The organism is Rhizobacter sp. OV335 (assembly GCF_900142965.1).
Lineage (GTDB): Bacteria > Pseudomonadota > Gammaproteobacteria > Burkholderiales > Burkholderiaceae_C > Rhizobacter.
The window spans coordinates 116,475-136,163 of the sequence record NZ_FRCQ01000012.1 but is presented as its reverse complement, the minus strand read 5'-3'; the positions used below and the strand labels follow the sequence as shown (position 1 = coordinate 136,163).

The 19,689-nt window shown below is 71.8% G+C and carries 18 protein-coding genes; 12 read left to right on the top strand and 6 right to left on the bottom strand.

Annotation, left to right across the window (positions count from 1 at the left end):
- Positions 1 to 47: 47 nt before the first annotated feature.
- Entirely contained in the window at positions 48 to 1,862 is a 1,815-nt protein-coding gene (locus tag BUE42_RS14745; protein WP_083614150.1) for a S8 family peptidase, read from the bottom strand.
- A gap of 228 nt (positions 1,863 to 2,090) precedes the next feature.
- Between BUE42_RS14745 and BUE42_RS14740 the strand changes: the two genes are divergently transcribed.
- The 8 genes from BUE42_RS14740 to BUE42_RS32210 all read left to right on the top strand — a co-directional run bounded on the left by BUE42_RS14740 (position 2,091) and on the right by BUE42_RS32210 (position 9,106).
- Complete coding sequence (locus tag BUE42_RS14740; RefSeq protein ID WP_073465861.1) at positions 2,091 to 2,771, top strand: PhaM family polyhydroxyalkanoate granule multifunctional regulatory protein; 681 nt, start codon at positions 2,091 to 2,093, stop codon at positions 2,769 to 2,771.
- Between the two features lie 13 nt (positions 2,772 to 2,784).
- Positions 2,785 to 4,017 (top strand): FIST signal transduction protein, encoded by a 1,233-nt coding sequence (locus tag BUE42_RS14735; protein ID WP_073465860.1) that lies wholly within the window; start codon positions 2,785 to 2,787, stop codon positions 4,015 to 4,017.
- A complete protein-coding gene (locus BUE42_RS14730) occupies positions 4,014 to 4,568 on the top strand; it encodes a GNAT family N-acetyltransferase (RefSeq protein WP_073465859.1) in 555 nt (184 codons plus the stop codon). Before BUE42_RS14735 ends, BUE42_RS14730 begins: the two co-directional genes overlap by 4 nt.
- 55 nt (positions 4,569 to 4,623) lie before the next feature.
- Positions 4,624 to 6,129 carry an FAD-linked oxidase C-terminal domain-containing protein gene (locus tag BUE42_RS14725; protein ID WP_073465858.1) on the top strand — a complete coding sequence of 502 codons (1,506 nt, stop codon included), beginning with the start codon at positions 4,624 to 4,626 and terminating at the stop codon, positions 6,127 to 6,129.
- The gene (gene glcE / locus BUE42_RS14720) at positions 6,129 to 7,220 is read left to right on the top strand and encodes a glycolate oxidase subunit GlcE (protein WP_073465857.1); all 1,092 of its coding nucleotides are present in this window, start codon (positions 6,129 to 6,131) and stop codon (positions 7,218 to 7,220) included. The genes BUE42_RS14725 and glcE overlap by 1 nt, the downstream gene beginning before the upstream one ends.
- Positions 7,221 to 7,236: 16 nt before the next feature.
- The gene (gene glcF / locus BUE42_RS14715; protein ID WP_073465856.1) at positions 7,237 to 8,484 is read left to right on the top strand and encodes a glycolate oxidase subunit GlcF; all 1,248 of its coding nucleotides are present in this window, start codon (positions 7,237 to 7,239) and stop codon (positions 8,482 to 8,484) included.
- A 126-nt stretch (positions 8,485 to 8,610) separates the two neighbouring features.
- Entirely contained in the window at positions 8,611 to 8,814 is a 204-nt protein-coding gene (locus tag BUE42_RS14710) for a CsbD family protein (protein ID WP_073465855.1), read from the top strand.
- 82 nt (positions 8,815 to 8,896) lie between these two features.
- Positions 8,897 to 9,106, top strand: coding sequence for a hypothetical protein (locus BUE42_RS32210; protein WP_143171509.1), 210 nt, complete (start codon positions 8,897 to 8,899; stop codon positions 9,104 to 9,106).
- Here BUE42_RS32210 and BUE42_RS14705 read toward each other — a convergent pair.
- The 3 genes from BUE42_RS14705 to BUE42_RS14695 form a co-directional block, all read right to left on the bottom strand.
- Positions 9,084 to 10,064 carry a DMT family transporter gene (locus tag BUE42_RS14705; protein ID WP_143171513.1) on the bottom strand — a complete coding sequence of 327 codons (981 nt, stop codon included), beginning with the start codon at positions 10,062 to 10,064 and terminating at the stop codon, positions 9,084 to 9,086. The two genes, BUE42_RS32210 and BUE42_RS14705, sit on opposite strands and share 23 nt — an antisense overlap.
- A 78-nt stretch (positions 10,065 to 10,142) precedes the next feature.
- Positions 10,143 to 11,474 carry an alpha/beta hydrolase family protein gene (locus BUE42_RS14700; protein WP_073465853.1) on the bottom strand — a complete coding sequence of 444 codons (1,332 nt, stop codon included), beginning with the start codon at positions 11,472 to 11,474 and terminating at the stop codon, positions 10,143 to 10,145.
- Positions 11,474 to 14,113, bottom strand: coding sequence for a tannase/feruloyl esterase family alpha/beta hydrolase (locus BUE42_RS14695; protein ID WP_073465852.1), 2,640 nt, complete (start codon positions 14,111 to 14,113; stop codon positions 11,474 to 11,476). The genes BUE42_RS14700 and BUE42_RS14695 overlap by 1 nt, the downstream gene beginning before the upstream one ends.
- A 164-nt stretch (positions 14,114 to 14,277) precedes the next feature.
- Here BUE42_RS14695 and BUE42_RS14690 point away from each other — a divergent pair, with 164 nt between their 5' ends.
- Together BUE42_RS14690 and BUE42_RS14685 are read left to right on the top strand one after the other, a co-directional pair.
- The gene (locus BUE42_RS14690) at positions 14,278 to 15,207 is read left to right on the top strand and encodes a LysR substrate-binding domain-containing protein (RefSeq protein WP_073465851.1); all 930 of its coding nucleotides are present in this window, start codon (positions 14,278 to 14,280) and stop codon (positions 15,205 to 15,207) included.
- Positions 15,204 to 16,181 (top strand): Bug family tripartite tricarboxylate transporter substrate binding protein, encoded by a 978-nt coding sequence (locus BUE42_RS14685; RefSeq protein ID WP_073465850.1) that lies wholly within the window; start codon positions 15,204 to 15,206, stop codon positions 16,179 to 16,181. The genes BUE42_RS14690 and BUE42_RS14685 overlap by 4 nt, the downstream gene beginning before the upstream one ends.
- Here the strand turns inward: BUE42_RS14685 and BUE42_RS14680 are convergent.
- On the bottom strand, positions 16,153 to 17,010 hold the full coding sequence (locus BUE42_RS14680) for an AraC family transcriptional regulator (protein ID WP_073465849.1): 858 nt from the start codon (positions 17,008 to 17,010) through the stop codon (positions 16,153 to 16,155). The genes BUE42_RS14685 and BUE42_RS14680 overlap by 29 nt on opposite strands.
- A gap of 27 nt (positions 17,011 to 17,037) precedes the next feature.
- Between BUE42_RS14680 and BUE42_RS14675 the strand changes: the two genes are divergently transcribed.
- Positions 17,038 to 18,237, top strand: coding sequence for a hypothetical protein (locus tag BUE42_RS14675; RefSeq protein WP_143171508.1), 1,200 nt, complete (start codon positions 17,038 to 17,040; stop codon positions 18,235 to 18,237).
- Between the two features lie 17 nt (positions 18,238 to 18,254).
- Here BUE42_RS14675 and BUE42_RS33015 read toward each other — a convergent pair whose 3' ends face one another.
- Positions 18,255 to 18,392 (bottom strand): hypothetical protein, encoded by a 138-nt coding sequence (locus BUE42_RS33015; protein ID WP_159445422.1) that lies wholly within the window; start codon positions 18,390 to 18,392, stop codon positions 18,255 to 18,257.
- 46 nt (positions 18,393 to 18,438) lie between these two features.
- On the opposite strand from BUE42_RS33015, the gene BUE42_RS14670 reads away from it, so the two are divergent.
- A complete protein-coding gene (locus tag BUE42_RS14670; RefSeq protein ID WP_073465847.1) occupies positions 18,439 to 19,677 on the top strand; it encodes a CaiB/BaiF CoA transferase family protein in 1,239 nt (412 codons plus the stop codon).
- Positions 19,678 to 19,689: the final 12 nt, after the last annotated feature.

The following is a 19,689-nucleotide window of genomic DNA, read 5'->3' as shown; positions in this document are numbered from 1 at the left end:
GCGGCGCCCCCTTGAGGGGGAGGCGCCGCAGGCGCTTCGGGGGTGGGTCAGTTCACGCCCAACGTGTACTTGCCGTTGGTGGCACCGGTGCCGCCGCTGTAGTACAGCACGCGCACGTAGTACGTCGCCGAGGCACCGCTGTTGGTCACCGTCACCGCGTCGACCTGGCCCGTGCCCTTCTCGCTCAGGCCCACCTGCGTGCCACTGCTGTTGTAGACGTAGAGGTCATAGTCGGAGCTGCTGTTCGGCGTCAGCGTCGCCGTCAGCGACGTGCCGCTGGCCACCGTCACGCTGAAGTAGTCGGTGTCGCTGCTGCTGCCGGCGGTACCGGCGATCGTCGTGCCCTTGGTCACCGCCTGCGCCGTGGCGCGGGTGTTGTTGGACTCCACCTCCGGCGTCGTCGTCGGCGGTGTGACGCCGCCGCCCGCCGCATCCACCGCCGCATTGGCATCCACCAAACCTGCTCCGCACTGCGAGCAGGTGGCAGGGAAGGCCCGCGACGACGACTTCAGCAGCGTCTCCACCTGGTCCGGCGTCAACGACGGATTCTTCGACAGCATCAGCGCCACCACGCCCACCACGTGCGGCGTCGCCATCGACGTCCCCTGGTAGTAGGCGAAGCTGTCCGCGCCCGGCGTCGTGGCACCGTTGTTCAGCGTCGACAGGATGCCGTTCGCCGAACTCGTGCGCACGTCGCCGCCCGGGGCCGCCACGTCGACGAGGGCGCCGAAGTTCGAGTAGTACGCGCGCCCACCGCTGCGGTTCGTGGCCGCCACGGTGATCACGCCGCTGCAACTCGCCGGCGAGTAGCCGGAGGCGTTGGCATTGCTGTTGCCGGCCGCCACCACCACCACCGTCCCGCGGCTGCGGGCCGAGGTGATGGCGTTCTGCGACGTGGTGTCGCAGGCCCCGGGTCCCCCCAGCGACATGTTGATCACGCGCGCCGGGTTGGCATTGGCCGGCACGCCGCTCACCGTGCCGCCCGAGGCCCAGATGATGGCCGCCGCGATGTCCGAGGTGTAGCCACCGCACTTGCCGAGCACGCGCGCCGGCACGACCTTGGCGTTGAACGCCACGCCGGCCACGCCGCTGCCGTTGTTGGTGACCGCCGCGATGGTGCCGGCCACGTGCGTGCCGTGCCAGCTGCTCGATTCGGCCGCGACGCCGGCACCGCATTCGCCGGCGGTGATCCAGTCGCCGGGATCCTTGGGATCGCTGTCGCGCCCGCCGCCGTCGTTGGCGGTGGCGGTGTCGGCGATGAAGTCGTAGCCGGGCAGGATGTTCGCCGCCAGGTCGGCGTGCGGCCGGTAGCCGGTGTCGATCACCGACACCACGACGCCGGTGCCGGTGGACTTGTCCCACGCGGCCGGCAGGTTCAGGCCGGCCGTGGCCTCGAAGTACTGCCATTGCTGGCCGTACTGCGTGTCGTTCGGCGTGAACAGCGCATGCAGGATGCGGTCGGGCTCGGCGTACTCGACGTTCGGGTCCGAGGCCGCGATGTCACGTGCGATCTGCGCGACGTCGGCCTGCGGCAGGCGGCGGTCGAACTTCATCACGTGGGTGTCGAACGCGCCGACGCGCAACAGCTGCATCTGCACACCGGCCCGCAGCGCGACATCCTGGGCGCTGCGGTGCAGCACGCTGCGTTCGGTGGTGGAGGCGGTGGAAGCAGCGCCGGCTGCGCCGCTGCGGTACTTGATGATCAGCCGGTCGGTGGGGGTTGCCACGTCGGCCTGGGGTACTGCGGTGACGCTCTGGGCCGCCGCTGCTGCCGACAGGACGCCGGCATGGACCGGGAGCGCGGTGGCGCCCGTCAGGACCAGCAGGGCTGACAACACCCCGCGCAGAGAGTTTCGATGCATGGATCGCTTTGTCATGTTCATCCCTTGTGAGGTTGGAAGCAAACGCGCCGACAGTCAGCGGCGCACCCCCAGCGTCGGGCACAAGCGGGGGTCGCGTCAACGCCGCTCGTCCCTCACCTGCAAGAGTTTTCAGGTGTAGGGGTGCTAGGGGTTGCGCGTGTGTGCGACCCGTGCAAGGCGTGCACAATCGACTGTCCAAAAGACGACAGCTGCTTACAAGGAGACACCATGGCCGAGGCCCCGAACTTCACGAAGCTGGTGCCCGGTTTCGATTTCCTGCAGGGCCTCGTGAAGAACGCCGGCGCGGCGCTTCCGAACATCGGCCAGTGGGTCGCACCGACGCTGAACCCCGAGGAACTCGAGAAGCGCATCGAGGAGCTGCGCACCGTGCAGTTCTGGCTCGAGCAGAACGCCCGCATGCTGGGCGCGACCATCCAGGCGCTCGAGGTGCAGCGCATGACGCTGTCGACGCTGAAGACGATGAACGTGCAGATGGAAGACCTGCGCGATTCGCTGACCGCGCGGCCGGCTGCGGCACCCGAGTCCGAGCCGGCGCGCAAGCCCGCGGCGAAGGCCGCCACGGCCGCGGCGGACCCCGCCCCCGTCGACCCGATGCAATGGTGGGGCGCGCTGACCAAGCAGTTCACCGAACTCGCCGCCACCGCGATGAAGGACAGCGCCTCCGATGCGGCGCGCAACCTGGCCGGCGCGCTGGTCAAGCAATCGGTCGATGCCGCGGGGCAGACGCTGAAACGCGCCGCGACGATGCCGGGCCAGATGGCGGTCAAGACCGCAAAGGCGGCTGCCGGCGTGGCCGCCAAGACGGTGGCGAAATCGACCGCGAGGTCCGCTGCCAAATCGGCCGCCAAATCGGCCGCTGCCCGCAAGCGCGCCGCGCCGCGGCCGTGAGGAGCGTGCCGCGATGAAGCTGTTCGCCCACGCCCATGCGACCCATCCCGACTGGCGCATGGCGCTCGCGCTGTCGGCGGCGCAGATCGATGCGCAGCGCGCCGATCCCGGTGGCGCGCACATCAGCGAACCGACGCTCGGCTGGGTCTACCTGAGCGACCACTACGCGCCGCATGCCGCCGAGCTGCTGGCCGAGCTGCGCCAGCGCTGGCCGGGCGCGGCCTGGGTCGGCGCGGTCGGCGTGGGCATCGCGGCCAACGGCGTCGAGTACTTCGACGAGCCGGCCCTCGCGTTGATGCTGTCGGACCTGCCGCGCGATCAGTTCCGCGTGTTCTCGGGTGCTGCGCCATTGAGCGTCGGCACCGCCGGCTTCGCGGCCAGCACCGCGCTCGTGCATGCCGACCCGGCCGCCACCGACCTGGCCGAGCTGATCGCCGAGATGAGCGACCGCACCGCCACCGGCTACCTGTTTGGCGGGCTCGCGTCGGCCCGCACGCAGGCACTGCACATCGCCGACGGCGTGTTCGACGGCGGCCTTTCCGGCGTCGCGTTCAGCCGCGAGGTGACCCTGGTGTCGCGCGTGACGCAGGGCTGCCAGCCGGTCGGCCCGGCGCGCCGCATCACGCAGGGCGAGCGCAACGTGGTCGCGCAGCTCGACGGCGAGCCGGCGCTCGACTGCCTGCTGCGCGACCTGGGGATCGACGGCGACGAGCCGCGCGAGGCGCTGCCGCGGCTGCGCCAGACGCTGGTCGGCCTGAGCGACCCGCGCGACGACCTGATGGCGCGGCCCGGCCAGTTCGGCACCGACACGCGGGTGCGCCACCTGGTCGGCATCGACCCGCAGCAGCGCGGCGTCGCGGTCAGCGACCAGGTCGAAGCCGGCATGCACCTGGCGTTCTGCACCCGCAGCACCGAGGCGGCGCGGCGCGACCTGGTGCGCATCTGCAGCGAGATCCGCGAAGAGCTGGAGCCCGAGACGATGCCGCGCGAGACCGCGCTCGCGCTGCAGCAGGGCGCCGACGGCAGCTCGACGCCGCACGCGGCGCGCCGCATCGCGGGTGCGGTCTACGTGAGCTGCGCCGGCCGCGGCGGCCCGCATTTCGGCGCGCCGTCGGCCGAACTGGCGATCGTGCGGCGCGCGCTCGGCGACGTGCCGCTGGTCGGCTTCTTCGCGGCCGGCGAGATCGCGCGCCATCACCTGTACGGCTACACCGGCGTGCTCACGGTGTTCACGACCTCGGCATGAGCCTGCATGCCGCGGCCACGCTGCGCGGCGAGCGCGTCGCGCTGCGCCCCTGGCGCGACGACGACCTCGCGCCGTTCGCCGAGATGAATGCCGATGCCGAGGTGATGCGGCACTTCCAGGCTCCGCTGACGCGCGAACAGAGCGATGCCCTCGCGCGGCGTGCACGCCTGCACGTCGAGCAGTTCGGGTACGGACTGTGGGCACTCGAGGTCCCCGGCCGGTCATTCGCCGGCTTCGTCGGTCTCGCCCGGGTGCCGTTCGAACTGCCGCTGCCGGGCTTCGCGAAAGACCCGCACGAGATCGGCTGGCGGCTGACCCGGGCGGCGTGGGGACGAGGCTTCGCGAGCGAGGCGGCCCGGCTGGCACTGCAGCACGCGTGGGATGCGTTGCGGCTGCCGCACGTCGTCTCTTTCACCGCGCAGGCCAACCGGGCGTCGCAGGCGGTGATGCAGCGCATCGGCATGACGCCGCGCGGCGAGTTCGAGCATCCCCGCATCCCGCAGGGCCAGCCGCTGTGCCCGCATGTGCTGTACGCGATCGATGCGCCCTGAGCACGCGCTACAGTCGCAGGCTCGATGAACAGGCCGATGTCGGAGACCTGAGCTTGTGAATGCCCCCCTGCCTGCGGCTGCCCTCCCGAGCGCCGACGAACGCACCCAACGCCGAGCACAGGTCGTCGCCGAACTGGCGCCGCTGCTGCCACCGCATGCGCTGCTGTCGCGCGGCGAAGACACCGTGCCCTACGAATGCGACGGCCTCACCGCCTACCGCCAGCAGCCGCTGGTGGTGGTGCTGCCCGAGACCGAGGACCAGGTGGCCGCGGTGCTGCGCGCCTGCGACCGGCTCGGCGTGCCGGTGGTCGCGCGCGGTGCCGGCACCGGGCTGAGCGGCGGCGCGCTGCCGCATGCGCTCGGCGTCACGCTGAGCCTGGCCAAGTTCAACCGCATCCTGAAGGTCGACGTGCTGGCCCGCACCGCCACCGTGCAGTGCGGCGTGCGCAACCTCGCGATCAGCGAGGCCGCGGCGCCCTACGGCCTGTACTACGCACCCGACCCGAGCAGCCAGATCGCCTGCACGATCGGCGGCAACGTGGCCGAGAACTCCGGCGGCGTGCACTGCCTGAAGTACGGGCTGACGATCCACAACGTGCTGCGCGTGCGCGGCTACACCGGGCAGGGCGAGGCGGTGGAGTTCGGCTCCGAGGCGCTCGACGCCGCCGGGCTCGACCTGATGTCGGTGCTGGTGGGCAGCGAGGGCATGCTCGCGGTCATCACCGAGGTCACCGTGAAGCTGGTGCCCAAGCCGCTGCTCGCGCGCTGCATCATGGCCAGCTTCGACGACATCCGGCAGGCCGGCGATGCGGTCGCCAACGTGATCGCCGCCGGCATCATCCCGGCCGGGCTCGAGATGATGGACAAGCCGATGACGGCCGCCGTCGAGGATTTCGTGCATGCCGGCTACGACCTGAACGCGCAGGCCATCCTGCTGTGCGAAAGCGACGGCACGCCGGAAGAGGTGGCCGAGGAGATCGGCCGCATGCTCGACGTGCTGGCCGGCAGCGGCGCGTCGCGCATGGAGGTCAGCAAGGACGAGGCGCAGCGGCTGCGCTTCTGGAGCGGGCGCAAGAACGCCTTCCCGGCGAGCGGGCGCATCAGCCCGGACTACATGTGCATGGATTCGACGATCCCGCGCAAGCGGCTTGCCGACATCCTGCTGGCGATCGGCGAGATGGAGAAGAAATACGGGCTGCGCTGCGCCAACGTGTTCCATGCCGGCGACGGCAACCTGCACCCGCTGATCCTGTTCGATGCGAACGACCCCGACCAGTTGCACCGCTGCGAGCTGTTCGGTGCCGACATCCTCGAGACCAGCGTCGCGATGGGCGGCTCGGTGACCGGCGAGCATGGCGTCGGCGTCGAGAAGCTGTCGTCGATGTGCGTGCAGTTCTCCGACGCCGAGCGCGAGCAGATGCTGGCCGTCAAGCACGCCTTCGACCCGGCCGGGCTGCTGAACCCCGGCAAGGTGATCCCGACGCTGGTGCGCTGCGCGGAGTACGGGCGCATGCACGTGAAGCGCGGCCTGCTGCCGTTCGCCGACATTCCACGCTTCTGATGATCAACGACCCCGCGCTCCAGATCCTGATCGACAAGGTCGAAGCCGCCCGCGCCGCCGGTGCGCCACTGCGCATCCGCGGCGGCGGCACCAAGGACTTCTACGGCGAGCCGCCGCAGGGCGAGATCCTCGACACCACGGTGCTCGAAGGCATCTCCAGCTACGAGCCGACCGAGCTGGTCGTCACCGCGCGCTGCGGCACCTCGCTCGCGACGCTCGAGGCGGCGCTCGCCGAGAAGAACCAGTACCTGCCGTTCGAGCCGCCCCACTTCGGCCCCGGCGCCACGGTCGGCGGCATGGTGGCCGCCGGCCTCTCGGGCCCGCCGCGCGCGGCGGTCGGCGCGGTGCGCGACTACGTGCTCGGCGCGACGCTGCTGAACGGCCGCGCCGAGGTGCTCAGCTTCGGCGGCCAGGTGATGAAGAACGTCGCCGGCTACGACGTCTCGCGGCTGCTGGCCGGCTCGCTCGGCACGCTCGGCGTGATCCTCGAGGTCTCGCTGAAGGTGTTGCCGCTGGCGCCGGCCACCGCCACCGTGCGCTTCGAGCTGGCGCAGATCAGCGCGATGCAGAAGATCAACGAATGGAGCGGCCTGCCACTGCCGATCAACGCCAGCGCCTGGTGGGACGGCATGCTCGTGGTGCGGCTGCGCGGCGCGCTGGCGGCGGTGCAGTCGGCGCTGGCCGCGCTCGGCGGCGACGTGATCGAGCCGACGCAGGCCAGCACGTTCTGGCGCGGCCTGCGCAACCAGACCGACGAGTACTTCGTGAAGGCACGCCACGCGGTGGAGCACGGCGGCGCGCTGTGGCGCTTGTCGGTGCCGCCGACCGCGCCGCCGCTCGGCGTGTCGGGCGAGCAGCTGATCGAATGGGGCGGCGCGCAGCGCTGGCTGTGCACCGCGGCGCCGGCCGCCTCGGTGCGCGACGCGGCCACGCTGGTCGGCGGGCATGCCACGCTGTTCATGTCGAACGACAAGTCGGCCGGTGCGTTCGCGCCGCTGCGCACGCCGCTCGACCGCATCCACCGCGAGCTGAAGAAATCCTTCGACCCCGCGGGACTGTTCAATCCCGGCCGGCTCTACCCCGGCCTCTGATCCACGCCGTACACCGATGCAAACCAGGCTGTCTTCCGAGTTCAAGGGAACGCCCGACGGCGACGCCGCCGAGGCGATCCTGCGCAAGTGCGTGCACTGCGGCTTCTGCACCGCGACCTGCCCGACCTACCAGCTGCTCGGCGACGAACTCGACGGCCCGCGCGGCCGCATCTACCTGATGAAGCAGGTGCTCGAAGGCGAGCCGGTCACGCGCAGCACGCAGCAGCACCTGGACCGCTGCCTGACCTGCCGCAACTGCGAGAGCACCTGCCCGTCGGGCGTGCAGTACGGCGAGCTGGTCGAGATCGGCCGCAAGCTGGTCGACGCGCGCGTCGAGCGCCCGCGCGGCGAACGCGCGGTGCGCTGGCTGCTGAAGGAGGGGCTGACCTCGCCGCTGTTCGCGCCGGCGCTGAAGCTCGGCCAAGCGGTGCGGCCGCTGCTGCCGGCCACGCTGCGCAACAAGGTGCCGCCGCGCGCCGCTGCGTCGGCGCACCGCTGGCCGACGCGCCAGCACCCGCGCAAGATGCTGCTGCTGATGGGCTGCGTGCAGCCGGCGATGGCGCCCAACATCAACAGCGCGACCGCGCGCGTGCTCGATGCCGCCGGCATCCAGACGGTGGTGGCCGACGAGGCCGGCTGCTGCGGCGCGATCCGCACGCACCTGGGCGACATCGACGGCGGGCTCGACGACATGCGCCGCAACATCGACGCCTGGTGGCCGCTGGTGCTGTCGAACCAGGTCGAGGCGATCGTGATGAACGCGTCCGGCTGCGGCGTCACCGTGAAGGACTACGGCCATGCGCTGGCGCGCGACCCGGCCTATGCCGAGAAGGCGCAACGCATCGCCGATCTGACCTGCGACCTCAGCGAGCTGCTGCCCGAGCTGGTGCCGCGGCTGAAGCCGCGCATGAAGCTGCGGGACGGCAAGGCGGGGGTGCGCTCGCTGGCCTTCCACCCGCCGTGCACGCTGCAGCACGGCCAGCAGCTGCGCGGCGGGGTCGAGACGCACCTGACGACGCTCGGCTTCGAGGTGCGCGTCGCGGCGGTCGAGAGCCATTTGTGTTGCGGCTCGGCGGGCACGTACTCGGTGCTGCAGCCCGAGCTGGCCTACCAGTTGCGCGACCGCAAGATCGGCCACCTCGACGCGCTGCAGCCGCAGGCCATCGTGTCGGCGAATGTCGGCTGCATCCAGCACCTGCAGAGCGGCACCGCGATCCCGGTGCGGCACTGGGTGGAAGTACTCGACGAGGCCCTTGCAGCCTGACCCACAGAAACGGACGGATTTGTCCGACATCGAACGCGGCTGCGTCCGACAGACCTGCCCCGGTCCGACACCGACACTGTATTCACCGCAGCGCACACCGCGCTGCCTTGAACAAGGAGTTCAGTGATGAACAAGGACCAAGTCAAGGGACGTGTCGAGGACGTCAAAGGGAAGATCAAGGAAGGCGCCGGCAAGGTCGTGGGCAATGACCGCCTGCGCTCCGAAGGCGTCGCCGACCAGATGGCCGGCAAGTCGCAAGCCGCCTACGGCGATGCGAAGAAGAAGGTCGCCGACGTCGCGAAGGACCTCGGCAAGGACATTGACAGGTGATCGCGACTGATTGCGAGTGATCACACCGGCCCGGGCCGCGCAGGGCGCGACCGGGCTGTTTCAACTTCAATGCCGACGAATCATGAACATCGAAACCCTGCAAGCCGCGGAGCGCGTGAGCGCCTGGTACCGCAACCGCCGTGCCGTCACGGCCGCGCATGCCCATCCTGCCGCGTTGCCGATCACGCATTCCATCCCGTGCGCCGATGCGCGCGCCGCCAACGACGCACCGATCGCCGACAGCCATCGGCCGCGGCCGACCTCCCCTCTCAGGGATGCAGCTCCGAGGTGAGTTCGCTGGGCGCAGGCGCCGCCTTGCTGCGCAGCGCCCACGACACGCCGGCGATCAGCAGCGCCACGCCGGCCAGCGTCTCGGCGTGCGGCCAGCTGCGGCGCAGCACGAAGGCATAGGCCAGCGCTGACAAGGTCTCGAACACGATCAGCTGGCCCGCCAGCGCGGTCGGCAACCGCTGGCTCGCTTCGTTCCAGCACAGCGTGCCCAGCCAGGACGCGAACAACCCGATCGCGAACATCAAGCCGATGAAGTCGCCGGGGCGCGGGCCGAACGGCATCGCGAACGCATTCCCCTGAACCACCATCCACGCCCAGGTGCCGGCATAGCCGACGGCGGCCAGCGGCAGCGTCGCGAGGCCTTGCGCGGTGGCCCAGCTGCGCGGGCTGCGGTGCGGGTGGGCACGCAGCCAGTCGGCATTGCGCAGCGGGTACCAGGTCCAGCACACGACGGCGCCGAGCGCGAGCGCCGCGCCCCACGCATAGCGCGCGAGGTCGGCCTGCGGGTCGGCGCGCAACTGCGTGATCTCGACATGGTTGACGAGCCCGATGCCGGCGCCGATCAGCAGCAGCGACGGCAGCAGCCGTGCCCACGCGATCGGCGCGCCGCCGGCCGCGCTGCCGCGCAGGTTGGCGCTGACCGCGATGACGACCGGCAGCGTGCCGATGATCATCGTCGGCAGCGGCCCGCCGGCGCGCTGGATCGCGCTCGCGAGGAACAGGTAGTAGACGACGTTGCCGACGGCGGCGAGCTTCAGCGCCTCGATCCAGTCGGCGCGGGTCAGCTGCGACAGCCGCGCGCGGTCGAGCCAGCCGAGCGGCAGCGCGATCAGCCCGAACGCCAGGTAGCGGCCGAAGGACTGCAGCGTGGCCGGGTACTCCGGCAGCATCAGCGGGCCGACGAACACCAGGCCCCACATCAGGCCGGCGGCGAGGGCGAACAGGGTTCCGGTGAGCAGGGCGGGGCGCGTCGTCATCGGCGCAGTGTCGCGCCTCGGCGGTCGCCGGTCTTGTACGAGATTGCCGTCCGGTGAGGCTCAGGGCGCCCGCGCCGGGACGCGCGACGACAGCGGCGGGGGGTGGTACTCCGGCCGGATCTTGCAGCCGCTGCCGAAGCGTGCCTCGTTCGCCGCGCACAGCTTCGCGACGCCCTCGGGCGACGGCCGCTCGCCGTCGTCGACCCAGCGCAGCAGCGCCGTCATCAGCGCCGGGTACTCCGGGTCGCCCAGGTAGCTGTGGTCGGCCTCGTCGCTGAAGGTCTGCACCAGCCACGACGATGCACTGGCCGCGTCGACGATCTCACGGTAGGCGCTCTCCAGCTCGACGAAGGCGGTCGGGTCGTGGATCGCGTGCAGCGTCAGCACCGGCAGCTTCAACCGGCCGGTCGGGCGGCTGTCGGCCGCCAGCGCGGCCACCGCCTGCGGGTCGGCGGCGTAGCGCAGCACCTGCTTGTTCAGCGCGGCATCGTCGCCCGAGCCGCTGTAGACCACCTTCGCGTTGTCGAACGGGTTGCGGCCGCCCAGGCGCTTCTGCGTCAGGTCCTGGAACAGCCAGGTGCTCCATTGCAGGTGGCTGAGCAGCGTGCGCTCGGGGATGTGCACCACCGACAGGATGGTGTGCAGGCGCGCCGCCTGCTCGGGCGTGCGCTGCGCGGCCGGCAGGCCGACGCCGGTGCAGTCCTTCACGCGCTCGGCCAGCTCGGCGCGCGTCAGCTTGGCGTCCGGCGGCAGGCCCTGCCACAGCGGGTAGGCCGGCTCGTCGGGCTTCGGGTGGTTGTGGCAGACCTGCTGGTAGACCACCCGCAGGTCGAGCCGGAATTCATAGGCGTTGTTGCCGCCGCCCAGCACGCCGCTGGTCAGCAGCACGCCGTCGTAGGCCGGCGGGCCGACCAGCTCGGCCGCCTTGGCCGCGACGCCGGCGCCATAGCTCTGCCCGTGCAGCACGGTGCGGCGCGGCTTGCCGAAGCGCTCGACGAACAGCTGGCGCAGCCGCTCGGTGTCTTCGGCGGCCATCGTGACGCCGTAGCCGCCGCGCCGGTAGGTCGAACCGGCCCAGGCGTAGCCGGCCTTCACCATCACGGCCCAGCGCTGCAGGTCTTCGGCGCCGCGCGCGAGCGTCGGCGTGCCGACCTCCGGCCCGCCGTGCGCATGCACGACCAGCACCTTGTTCCAGTCCGCGGGGATTGCGATCCAGTACAGCGCGCCCTCGGCATCGCGGCCGTTGTAGCAGCGCGCGTCGGACGCGACGCCTTCGGGGCAGGGCGCCGACTGCGGCTCGGCCTTCGGTTCGGCATGCGGGGCCGAAGCCGCCACAGCCAGCATCGCAGCCAGGGCCCAGGCCCGCCAGGGCCCCGAGGCGTTCTTCTTCATCAGTTCTTGATCCCGAGTTGGTAGACCGCACCCGTGCCGGTTGACAGGTAACCCAGCACGCCGGCATTGAACACGAAGTTGCCCGCGGCGGCACCACTGCTCTGCGCGACGCCCAGCACCGGCGCATCGTAGGCCAGCGTGCCGGCGTTGCCACCCAGCGTGAGGCTCGTGCCCGACACCACCGCATCGGCCTTGCTGCCATCGCTCGCGGCGAGCGCGAAGTGCCCGTCGGCGCTGCCGGCGGCCAGCGGCGTCTGCGGCGCATACAGCCGCAGGCCGTGCGCACCCGACGGATCGCGCACCAGGAACAGCGGCACCGTGGTCGCGCCGACCTGGCCGAACACGACCGAGCCCGACAGCGTGCCGCCGGTGGTGGTGGCACCGCCGGTCGGCGAGGTGGTGAACACGTCGAAGGCGTTGCGCGTCGCGTTGTAGGTGACGTAGCCCTTCGCGGTCGACGTGCAGGCGGCGTCGTAGGTCATGAAGCGGCCGCTCGCCGGGTCCTGGCAGTGCTGGAAGGTGCCGGCATTGCGCACCCGCGACGACGCGGCGTAGGCGCTGGCGACGCCATCGGCGCCGTACTGCACGCCGGTCACGTCGAAGATGTTGGCGACCGGGTTGAACACCGCCGGCGTCGCGCCGTTCTGGAAGGTGTTCTGGAACGCCACCAGGCCGATGGACGTGCTGCCGGTCGGCGCCGCGACGCCGCCCTGCAGCAGCCCGCCGGTGCCGAACGTGAAGTCGGCCCCGTTCTCGCCGCTTGCGAACACGCAGTTGCCGCGTGGCAGCAGCGCACCGCTGCGCTGCGTGCTGGCCGCGCGCTGCCCGCTGGCGTCGATCGTGATGGTGTAGCCCATCGTCGCCGGGTCGAGCGCGACGCTCAGTTCCTCGCCGAACAGGTTGCCGCCCTTGTAGGTGGTGGCGGAGGCCGGCAGGTTCGGGCAGGCCAGCGGATCGGCCGTTTCCTGCACGCAGCTGTAGTTGGACGCGGCATCCACGCTGCCGCTGCCCTTGTACTTCGGCCACGCCGGGAAGCGGCACAGCGGGCGCGTGCGGCCGGCGGTCGCGGCGACGCTGTCGGTCACGATGGCGGTCTCCGGCGCCACGCCCTTCTCGACCCAGGTCTCCAGCGCGGCCAGCGAATCCCAGCTCGGAATGAACACGCCGGTGCCGTGGCCCATGCCCGGCACGGTGTAGAAGCGGATGCCCTGCTCGGTGGCCGCGTCGCCGACGGTGCTCTTCACGCGGCCGTAGTACTCGATCGTCGAGTTGTTGCTGATCACCTCGTCGGCCAGGCCGTGCAGCAGGATCAGCCGACCGCCGTGCGCGAGGAACGGCGAGAGATCCGGATCGAGCGCGTCGGTGAGCGCCGAGACCGCCGCGATGCGCGTCGCCCACGCGCCGCCCGTGACCGGGTCCAGCGTCAGCGTGTCGAAGCCGGCATCGCGGGTGACGAAGTACTTGGCCCACTGGTCGCCGGTCACGAAGACGTTGGCATCGGCGGTGCTGGCCGGGTTGCCCGGCACCGGGCGCGTACCGAGGTCGCGCGAGGTATAGGGGCCGGCCACCAGCGTGCCTTCGAGGATGTTGTAGCCGCCGGCGCGCGTGGTGTTGGCGGCCAGCGTGTAGCCGCTGAATTCGAGCGGCGACTCGATCGTGCGGATGGTGGTGAGCTGCGCATCGGACAGGCAGGTGTCGCCAGTGTCGATGCCGCCGGCACAACGCAGCGTCGCGAGGATCTGCGGGTTCAGCCGGCGGCAGCTCTCGACGTTGCTGACGATGCCATCGGTGGCGCCATCGAGCTTGTCGCACGCGGACAGCACGGTCTTCTGCACCAGCAGCGTCTTCGCCAGGTTGACCCAGCCGGCGCCACCGTTCGCGTACAGCGCACGGCCGACGGCCACGTTCGACAGCCGCGTGCCGCTGTAGTTGAGCGCCGGCTCGTTGGCGACCACGCCGTCGTAGTCGGCTGGCCAGCGCTGGATGTGCAGCAGCGCATCGCGGCCGCCGGTCGAGGTGCCGAGGAAGTAGGCCTTCTCGGGCGCACTGCCGTAGCGCGTCTTCACCAGCAGCATCGCGACGTCGTGCGTCTTTTTCAGCGACTGGCCGCCGTAGTTGGCAAGCGCCTCGTCGTTGGCGGCGAACGTGCCGTCGGTGATGCTGCTGCTCTGGTGGCCGCCGTCGTCGCCGAAGGTCGCGTAGCCGAGCGCGAGCGGCGCAGACTTGCCGGCGGGGCCGAAGCGCAGCGGCTCGGTGCCGTCGATCAGCGTGCCGTTGAAGCCGCCGCCGCCGAAGTGGATGGCCTTGTGGTTCCACTGCTCCGGCAGGTTGACGGCAAAGGTGATCGCCGGCGCCGTCGGGTCGACCGGCAGGATGCTGCCGCGCACGCGGCAGTAGTCGCCGCGCGAGTTGCCGGCGTCGGTGGCCGCGACCGGCGTCGCGCTGGTCACGCTGGCGCCCTGCGTCGGCAGGCCGATCTGCGCCGCGGTGATCTGCAGGCCGGCAAGGGCTGCGCACGAGGTGCCGGTCGCGACCGGCGGAGTGTCGGACGGCGGCGTGCCGTCATCGCCACCGCCGCCGCAAGCGGCGAGCAGCGCGGACAGCGCGAGGGTGGAAAGGAAGGGACGGATGCGTTGCATGACGCGTCCATCCATGCGGCGGCCTGGGCCCATGGTCTTGTCTCCGGTCTGAGGCCTCGAGGGCCTTCTGTTGAACAGCGCCGCGACGATAGGGGCGAGCCTGATCTGCGGTCAAATAAAATAAGCAGGCCATTCCGATACGAAAAAAATATGGAGACGACGACATGGAGATGAGACAGCTCCGCTATTTCGCGGCCGTCGCGCAGACCGGCCACATGACGCGCGCGGCCGAGCTGCTGGGCATCCAGCAACCGCCGCTGAGCCAGCAGATCCACACGCTGGAACGCGAGCTCGGCATGTCGCTGTTCCGGCGCCATCCGCGCGGCATGGCGCTGACCGACGCGGGTCGGCAGTTCCAGGTCGAGGCCACGCGGCTGCTGCAGGGCATGGAGGCGATGTCGCAGCGCATGGCGCGCGTCGCGCAGGGGCAGGAGGGGTCGCTGGCCATCGGCTTCACCAGCTCGGCGGCGGCGCACCGCTTCATGCCCGAGGTGCTGCGGGCCTTCCGGCGCCTGCACCCGAAGGTCGAGCTGCAACTGCGCGAGGAGAACGCCGCCGAGCTGACCGAGGCGCTGTCGGCCGGCCGATTGCATTGCGCATTGCTGCGGGTGCCGGTCGCGCGGCCCGAGGGCCTGCACTTCGAGACGCTGCTGCGCGAGCCGGTGATGGCCGCGATGCCGAGCGACCATGCGTTCGCGGCGGCGGCCAGGCGGGTTGGTGTGACCGCCAGGCCGCTGACGCTCGCGCAGCTGTGCTCCGAAGGGCTGATCCTGGTGCGCCGGCCGGGTGCGCCGGGGCTGTACGCGGAGCTGCTCGCGCTGTGCCATTCGAAGGGCCTGCGGCCGCGCATCGTCGCCGAGGTCGATCGCATGATGACGAACCTGAACCTGGTGGCCGCCGGCGCGGGGCTGTCGGTGGTGCCAGCGTCGATGACCGGCGCGCACCCGCATGCGATCGCCTACCGCCGGCTGGCCGGCAGCGGGCCGCTCGATGCGCCGCTGACGCTGGTGTCGCGCAGCGATGAAGACAACCTGCCGGCGCAGCGCTTCGCGGCCTTGGCGCGCGAGCTGGCATCGAAGCAGGGGAAGGCATGAACGCGACGCGTCGACAGATCGTTCGCGCGGCGCTGGCGTGGCCGGCCTTCGGTGTGGCCGCGGCACCGGCAGCGCCCTGGCCGAGCCGGCCGGTGCACCTGATCGTGGTCTACCCGCCGGGCGGCGTCAGCGACGCGATGGCGCGCACGCTGGCCGAGCCGCTCGCGCAGGCGCTGGGCGTGCCGGTGGTCGTCGAGAACCGTGGCGGGGCCGGCGGGGCGCTCGGCATGGAGGTGCTGTCACGCGCTGCGCCCGATGGCTGCACGCTCGCGTTCTCGGCCGTCTCGCCGCTGACGCTGCAGCCGCTGCTGGCCGGTGGCCCGCGCGACCTGCTGGGCAGCGTGGTGCCGGTGGCCGGCGTGATGAACACGCCGGTGCTGGTGGCGGGCACGCCGGCGTTCAGCGGCCAGAGTTTTGCGGACCTGATCGCGCAGGCGCGCGCGCATCCGGGGGCGGTGCGCTGGGCCACGTCGGGCATCGCGACCAGCGGGCACATGGTGCTCGCGCAGACACGGCTGCAAAGCGGCGTCGACATCACGCACGTGCCCTACCAGGGCGGCGGGCCGCAGATCAACGATGCGCTCGGCGGGCAGTTCGAGGTGTTGTCGACCAATGTCGCGGCAGCGCAGTTGCAGCTGTTGGCGGCGGGGCGGCTGAAGGCGCTGGCGGTCGGCGCGCCGACGCGGCTGGAGGCGCTGCCGCAGGTGCCGACGCTGGCGGAGCTGGGGTATCCGCAGGCCAACATCGGCTCGCTGTTCGGGCTGTTCGCGCCGGCTGGCACGCCGGCGGCGGTGGTGACGCGGCTGAATGCCGAGATCGGGCGGCTGCTCGCGAGCGATGCGGTGGCGTCGCGGCTGCGTGAATCGCACAACCTGCCGGCGGGTGGGACGCAGCAGGATTTCGCGCAGCAGATCGCGGCGGAGCGGCGGCGCAATCAGGTGCTGGTCAAGCGGTCGGGGGGCTTGCTGGACTGAGGCCGGCGCGCGCCTGCTGCTGGTAGCGCGCCGGCGTGATCCCATACATGCCCGCAAAGCGCCGCGTCAGGTGGGCTTGGTCGGTGAGCCCGTTGTCGGCCGCCACCAGCGCCGGCGCGAGGCCGGCGGCCAGCTGCCGCTTCGCGCGGAACAGCCGCAACGCCATCAGCATCTGGTGCGGCGTCGCGTGGTGTCGCGCCTTGAAGCGGCGCTGGAAATGGAACGGGCTCAGCCCGGCGGCCTGCGCCAGATCAGCGAGCGTCAACGGGTCGGCGAGGCGATCGTGCATCAGCTCGATCGCACGCTGCAGCGGCACGTCGACTTCGCTCGCGCGTTCGGATGATCCGCGGCGCGCATGCGGTTGCACCGCCTGCAGCAGGTCCAGCAGCGCACCATCGAACGCGAGTGGCGAGTCGGCCGCCCACAGCGCCTGCAACGCCGCGCCCGCGCGCTGCGTGCTCGCCTGATGCCGCAACACCGGCTCGGCGAACGACCAGTCCGCCTCGCCGCTCACCTCGCGCAGCAGCGCCGCATCGAAATACGCCATGCGGTAGCGCCAGCCGTGCTCGGTCTCGGCACGACCGGTGTGCAGCACGTCGGGGTTCATCAGCACCAGTGATTGCGGCGGCGCCAGGTGGTCGCTGCCGCGGTAGCGGAAACGCTCGACGCCGGCATCGATCACGCCGAAGCCATAGGCCTCGTGCGTGTGCGGCTCGAACGCGTAGCGCACGATGTGCGCGCGGTACAACTCGATGCCGCCACGGTGCGCGGGCTGCTTGAACTGCGCACGGTCGCTGGCATGCTCGAAACGGTCGGGGACGGCTTCCACCGCATGATGATGGCATGCTGGGAGGCGATGAGTGCCCTGCCCATCCTCCCGCTCCACCCCGCCGACAGCTTGCGTGTGTCGGACCAGGAGCGCGCCAGGCTCGCGCAGTTCGTCACGCTGTCGATCGTGCTGCACGTGCTCGCGGTGATGTGGGTCGGCACGCAGACCGGCCAGCCGAACGGTGGCGCTGCGCCGCGCGCCGAGGCCTGGGGGCCGCTGCGGGTCACGCTGGCGCCACCGCCATCGCGATCAGCTGCGCGCGTGGCGCCGGTGGCGCCCGTTGCACCGCGCGTGCCCGTCGCTCCACCACCACCGCGCGCTGTCGCCCCGCCGCCGCCGGCCCCCGTCGCGAAGGCCGTGGCACCGGTGCCCGCGCCTGCGCCTCCACGCGTCGAAGCACCGCCGCCGGCGCCACCGAAGGTCGAGGTTCGGACGATGCCGGCGCCGACACCAGCCGCACCGCGCATCGACCGCCCCGCGCCCGCGCCACAGCCGGCCGTGACGGAAGCGGCCGCGTCGGCACCGGAGCCGGCGGCGTCGCAACCCCTGCCGCCGATCCTGGCGCAGCCGCTGCCCGCAACCGCTGTCGCGCCGCCGATCGCGATGCCCGTGCCGACACCCGTGCCGTCGCTGCCCGAGGCGTTGCCGGAGCCCATCCGGCGCCCCGAGCCGGTGGAGGTGGTGCCGCCCCTTCCCGTGCCGCCACCGGCGCCTGCACCGGCGCCCGTTCCTGCACCGGTCGTCGCGCCGGTCCCTGCGCCCGTGCCTGCACCCGTCCCTGTGCCGCCCCCCCCAGCCCCGGTCCCCGCGCCTGATGCGGTGTTCACGCCCCCGCCCGCGCCGCAGCCCGCCCCGCCCTCCACGCGGCGGGTCAGCCCCGGCAACACGGCCGAGCCTGCGACGGCCCCGTCTCCGGTCAGCCCGGTCACGGGCCTGAACGGCCTGCCGGGCGATGGCCGCGACGCCACCGCCCCGCCAGGCGCTCCCGGCGAGCCGAAGTTGAACCTGAACCTGCCGAGCCTGCGCAGCCGCGGCAGCAGCTTCGGTGGCGCGGCACCCGGCGTGCTGCCGCTGCTGCCGCCGCCGCCCGAGCGCAAGGCCAAGATCACCGAGGAGCTCGACAAGGCCGGCCGCGCCGACTGCCGCACCGCCTACAACGGCATGGGCCTGCTGGCGGCGGTGCCGCTCGCGGTCGATGCGGTCAAGGGCAGTGGGTGCAAGTGGTAGCGGGCCGCACGCTCCGTTCAGCGCGCCGGCACCGCCGCCAGCGGCGCGGCCACCACCACCTCCTTGTCGATCGCGCGCTCGGCAGCGGCGGCAGGCACGGCGGCCGCCGCAAGCAGCAGCAGCGCGCATGAGACTCCGAGAGCGATGAAGCGCATGGCTTTCTCCGGCGATCTGGCGGCGCCAGACACTACCATCGCGGGCATGCCTGCTCAAGCGCCCCTCCAAGCGCCCACCTCCCCCGGTCCCCTCGCGGGCCTGAAGGTGCTCGAACTCGGCCAGCTGATCGCCGGCCCGTTCGCCGCCAAGACGCTGGCCGACTTCGGCGCCGACGTGATCAAGGTCGAACCACCCGGCAGCGGCGACCCGCTGCGCCAATGGCGCCTGATGCACGAAGGCACCAGCGTCTGGTGGGAGGTGCAGTCGCGCAACAAGCGCAGCCTGGCGCTCGACCTGAAGCAGCCCGAGGCACGCGACATCGTGCGCAGGCTCGCCGCCGAGAGCGACGTGCTGGTCGAGAACTTCAAGCCCGGCGTGATGGAAGCCTGGGACCTCGGCTACGAGACGCTGTCGGCCGCCAACCCGGGCCTCGTGATGCTGCGCATCAGCGGCTACGGCCAGACCGGCCCCTACAAGGACCGGCCGGGCTTCGGCGTCGTCGCCGAGGCGATGGGCGGGCTGCGCCACCTGACCGCGGAGCCGGGCCGCGTGCCGGTGCGCGTGGGCGTCAGCATCGGCGACACGCTGGCCTCGCTGCACGGCGTGATCGGCATCCTGATGGCCTTGCAGCACCGGCACGCCAGCGTGTCGCCCGATACGCCGAAGGGGCGCGGGCAGGTCATCGACGTGGCACTCTACGAAGCTGTCTTCAACTGCATGGAAAGCCTGCTGCCCGAGTACAGCGCCTTCGGCACCGTGCGAGAGCCGGCTGGCTCGGCGCTGCCCGGCATCGCCCCGAGCAACGCCTACGCCTGCCACGACGGCTGGGTGCTGGTGGCCGGCAACGGCGACAGCATCTTCAAGCGGCTGATGGCCGCGATCGGCCGCGACGACCTCGGCCGCGACCCGGCGCTGGCCGGCAACGCCGGGCGTGTCGCGCGGGTCGCCGAGATCGATGCGGCGATCGGCGCCTGGGCCGCGCCGCGCAGCGTCGCCGAGGTGCTCGACGCACTGAACGCCGCGCATGTGCCGGCCGGGCGCATCTACACCGCGCGCGACATCGCCGACGACCCGCACTACCGCGCGCGCGGCATGTTGCAGCGCATCACCAGCGCGCAGGGCCTGTCGCTCGAGACACCGGGTATCGTGCCGAGCCTGAGCGCGACGCCCGGCTCGATCCGCCGCCGGGCCCCGACCCTCGGCGAAGACAGCGAGGCGGTGCTGCGCGAGATCGGCGTGACCCCCGAGCAACTGGCTGCGCTGCGCGAGCGCGGCGTTCTCTGATCCACGCCTCCA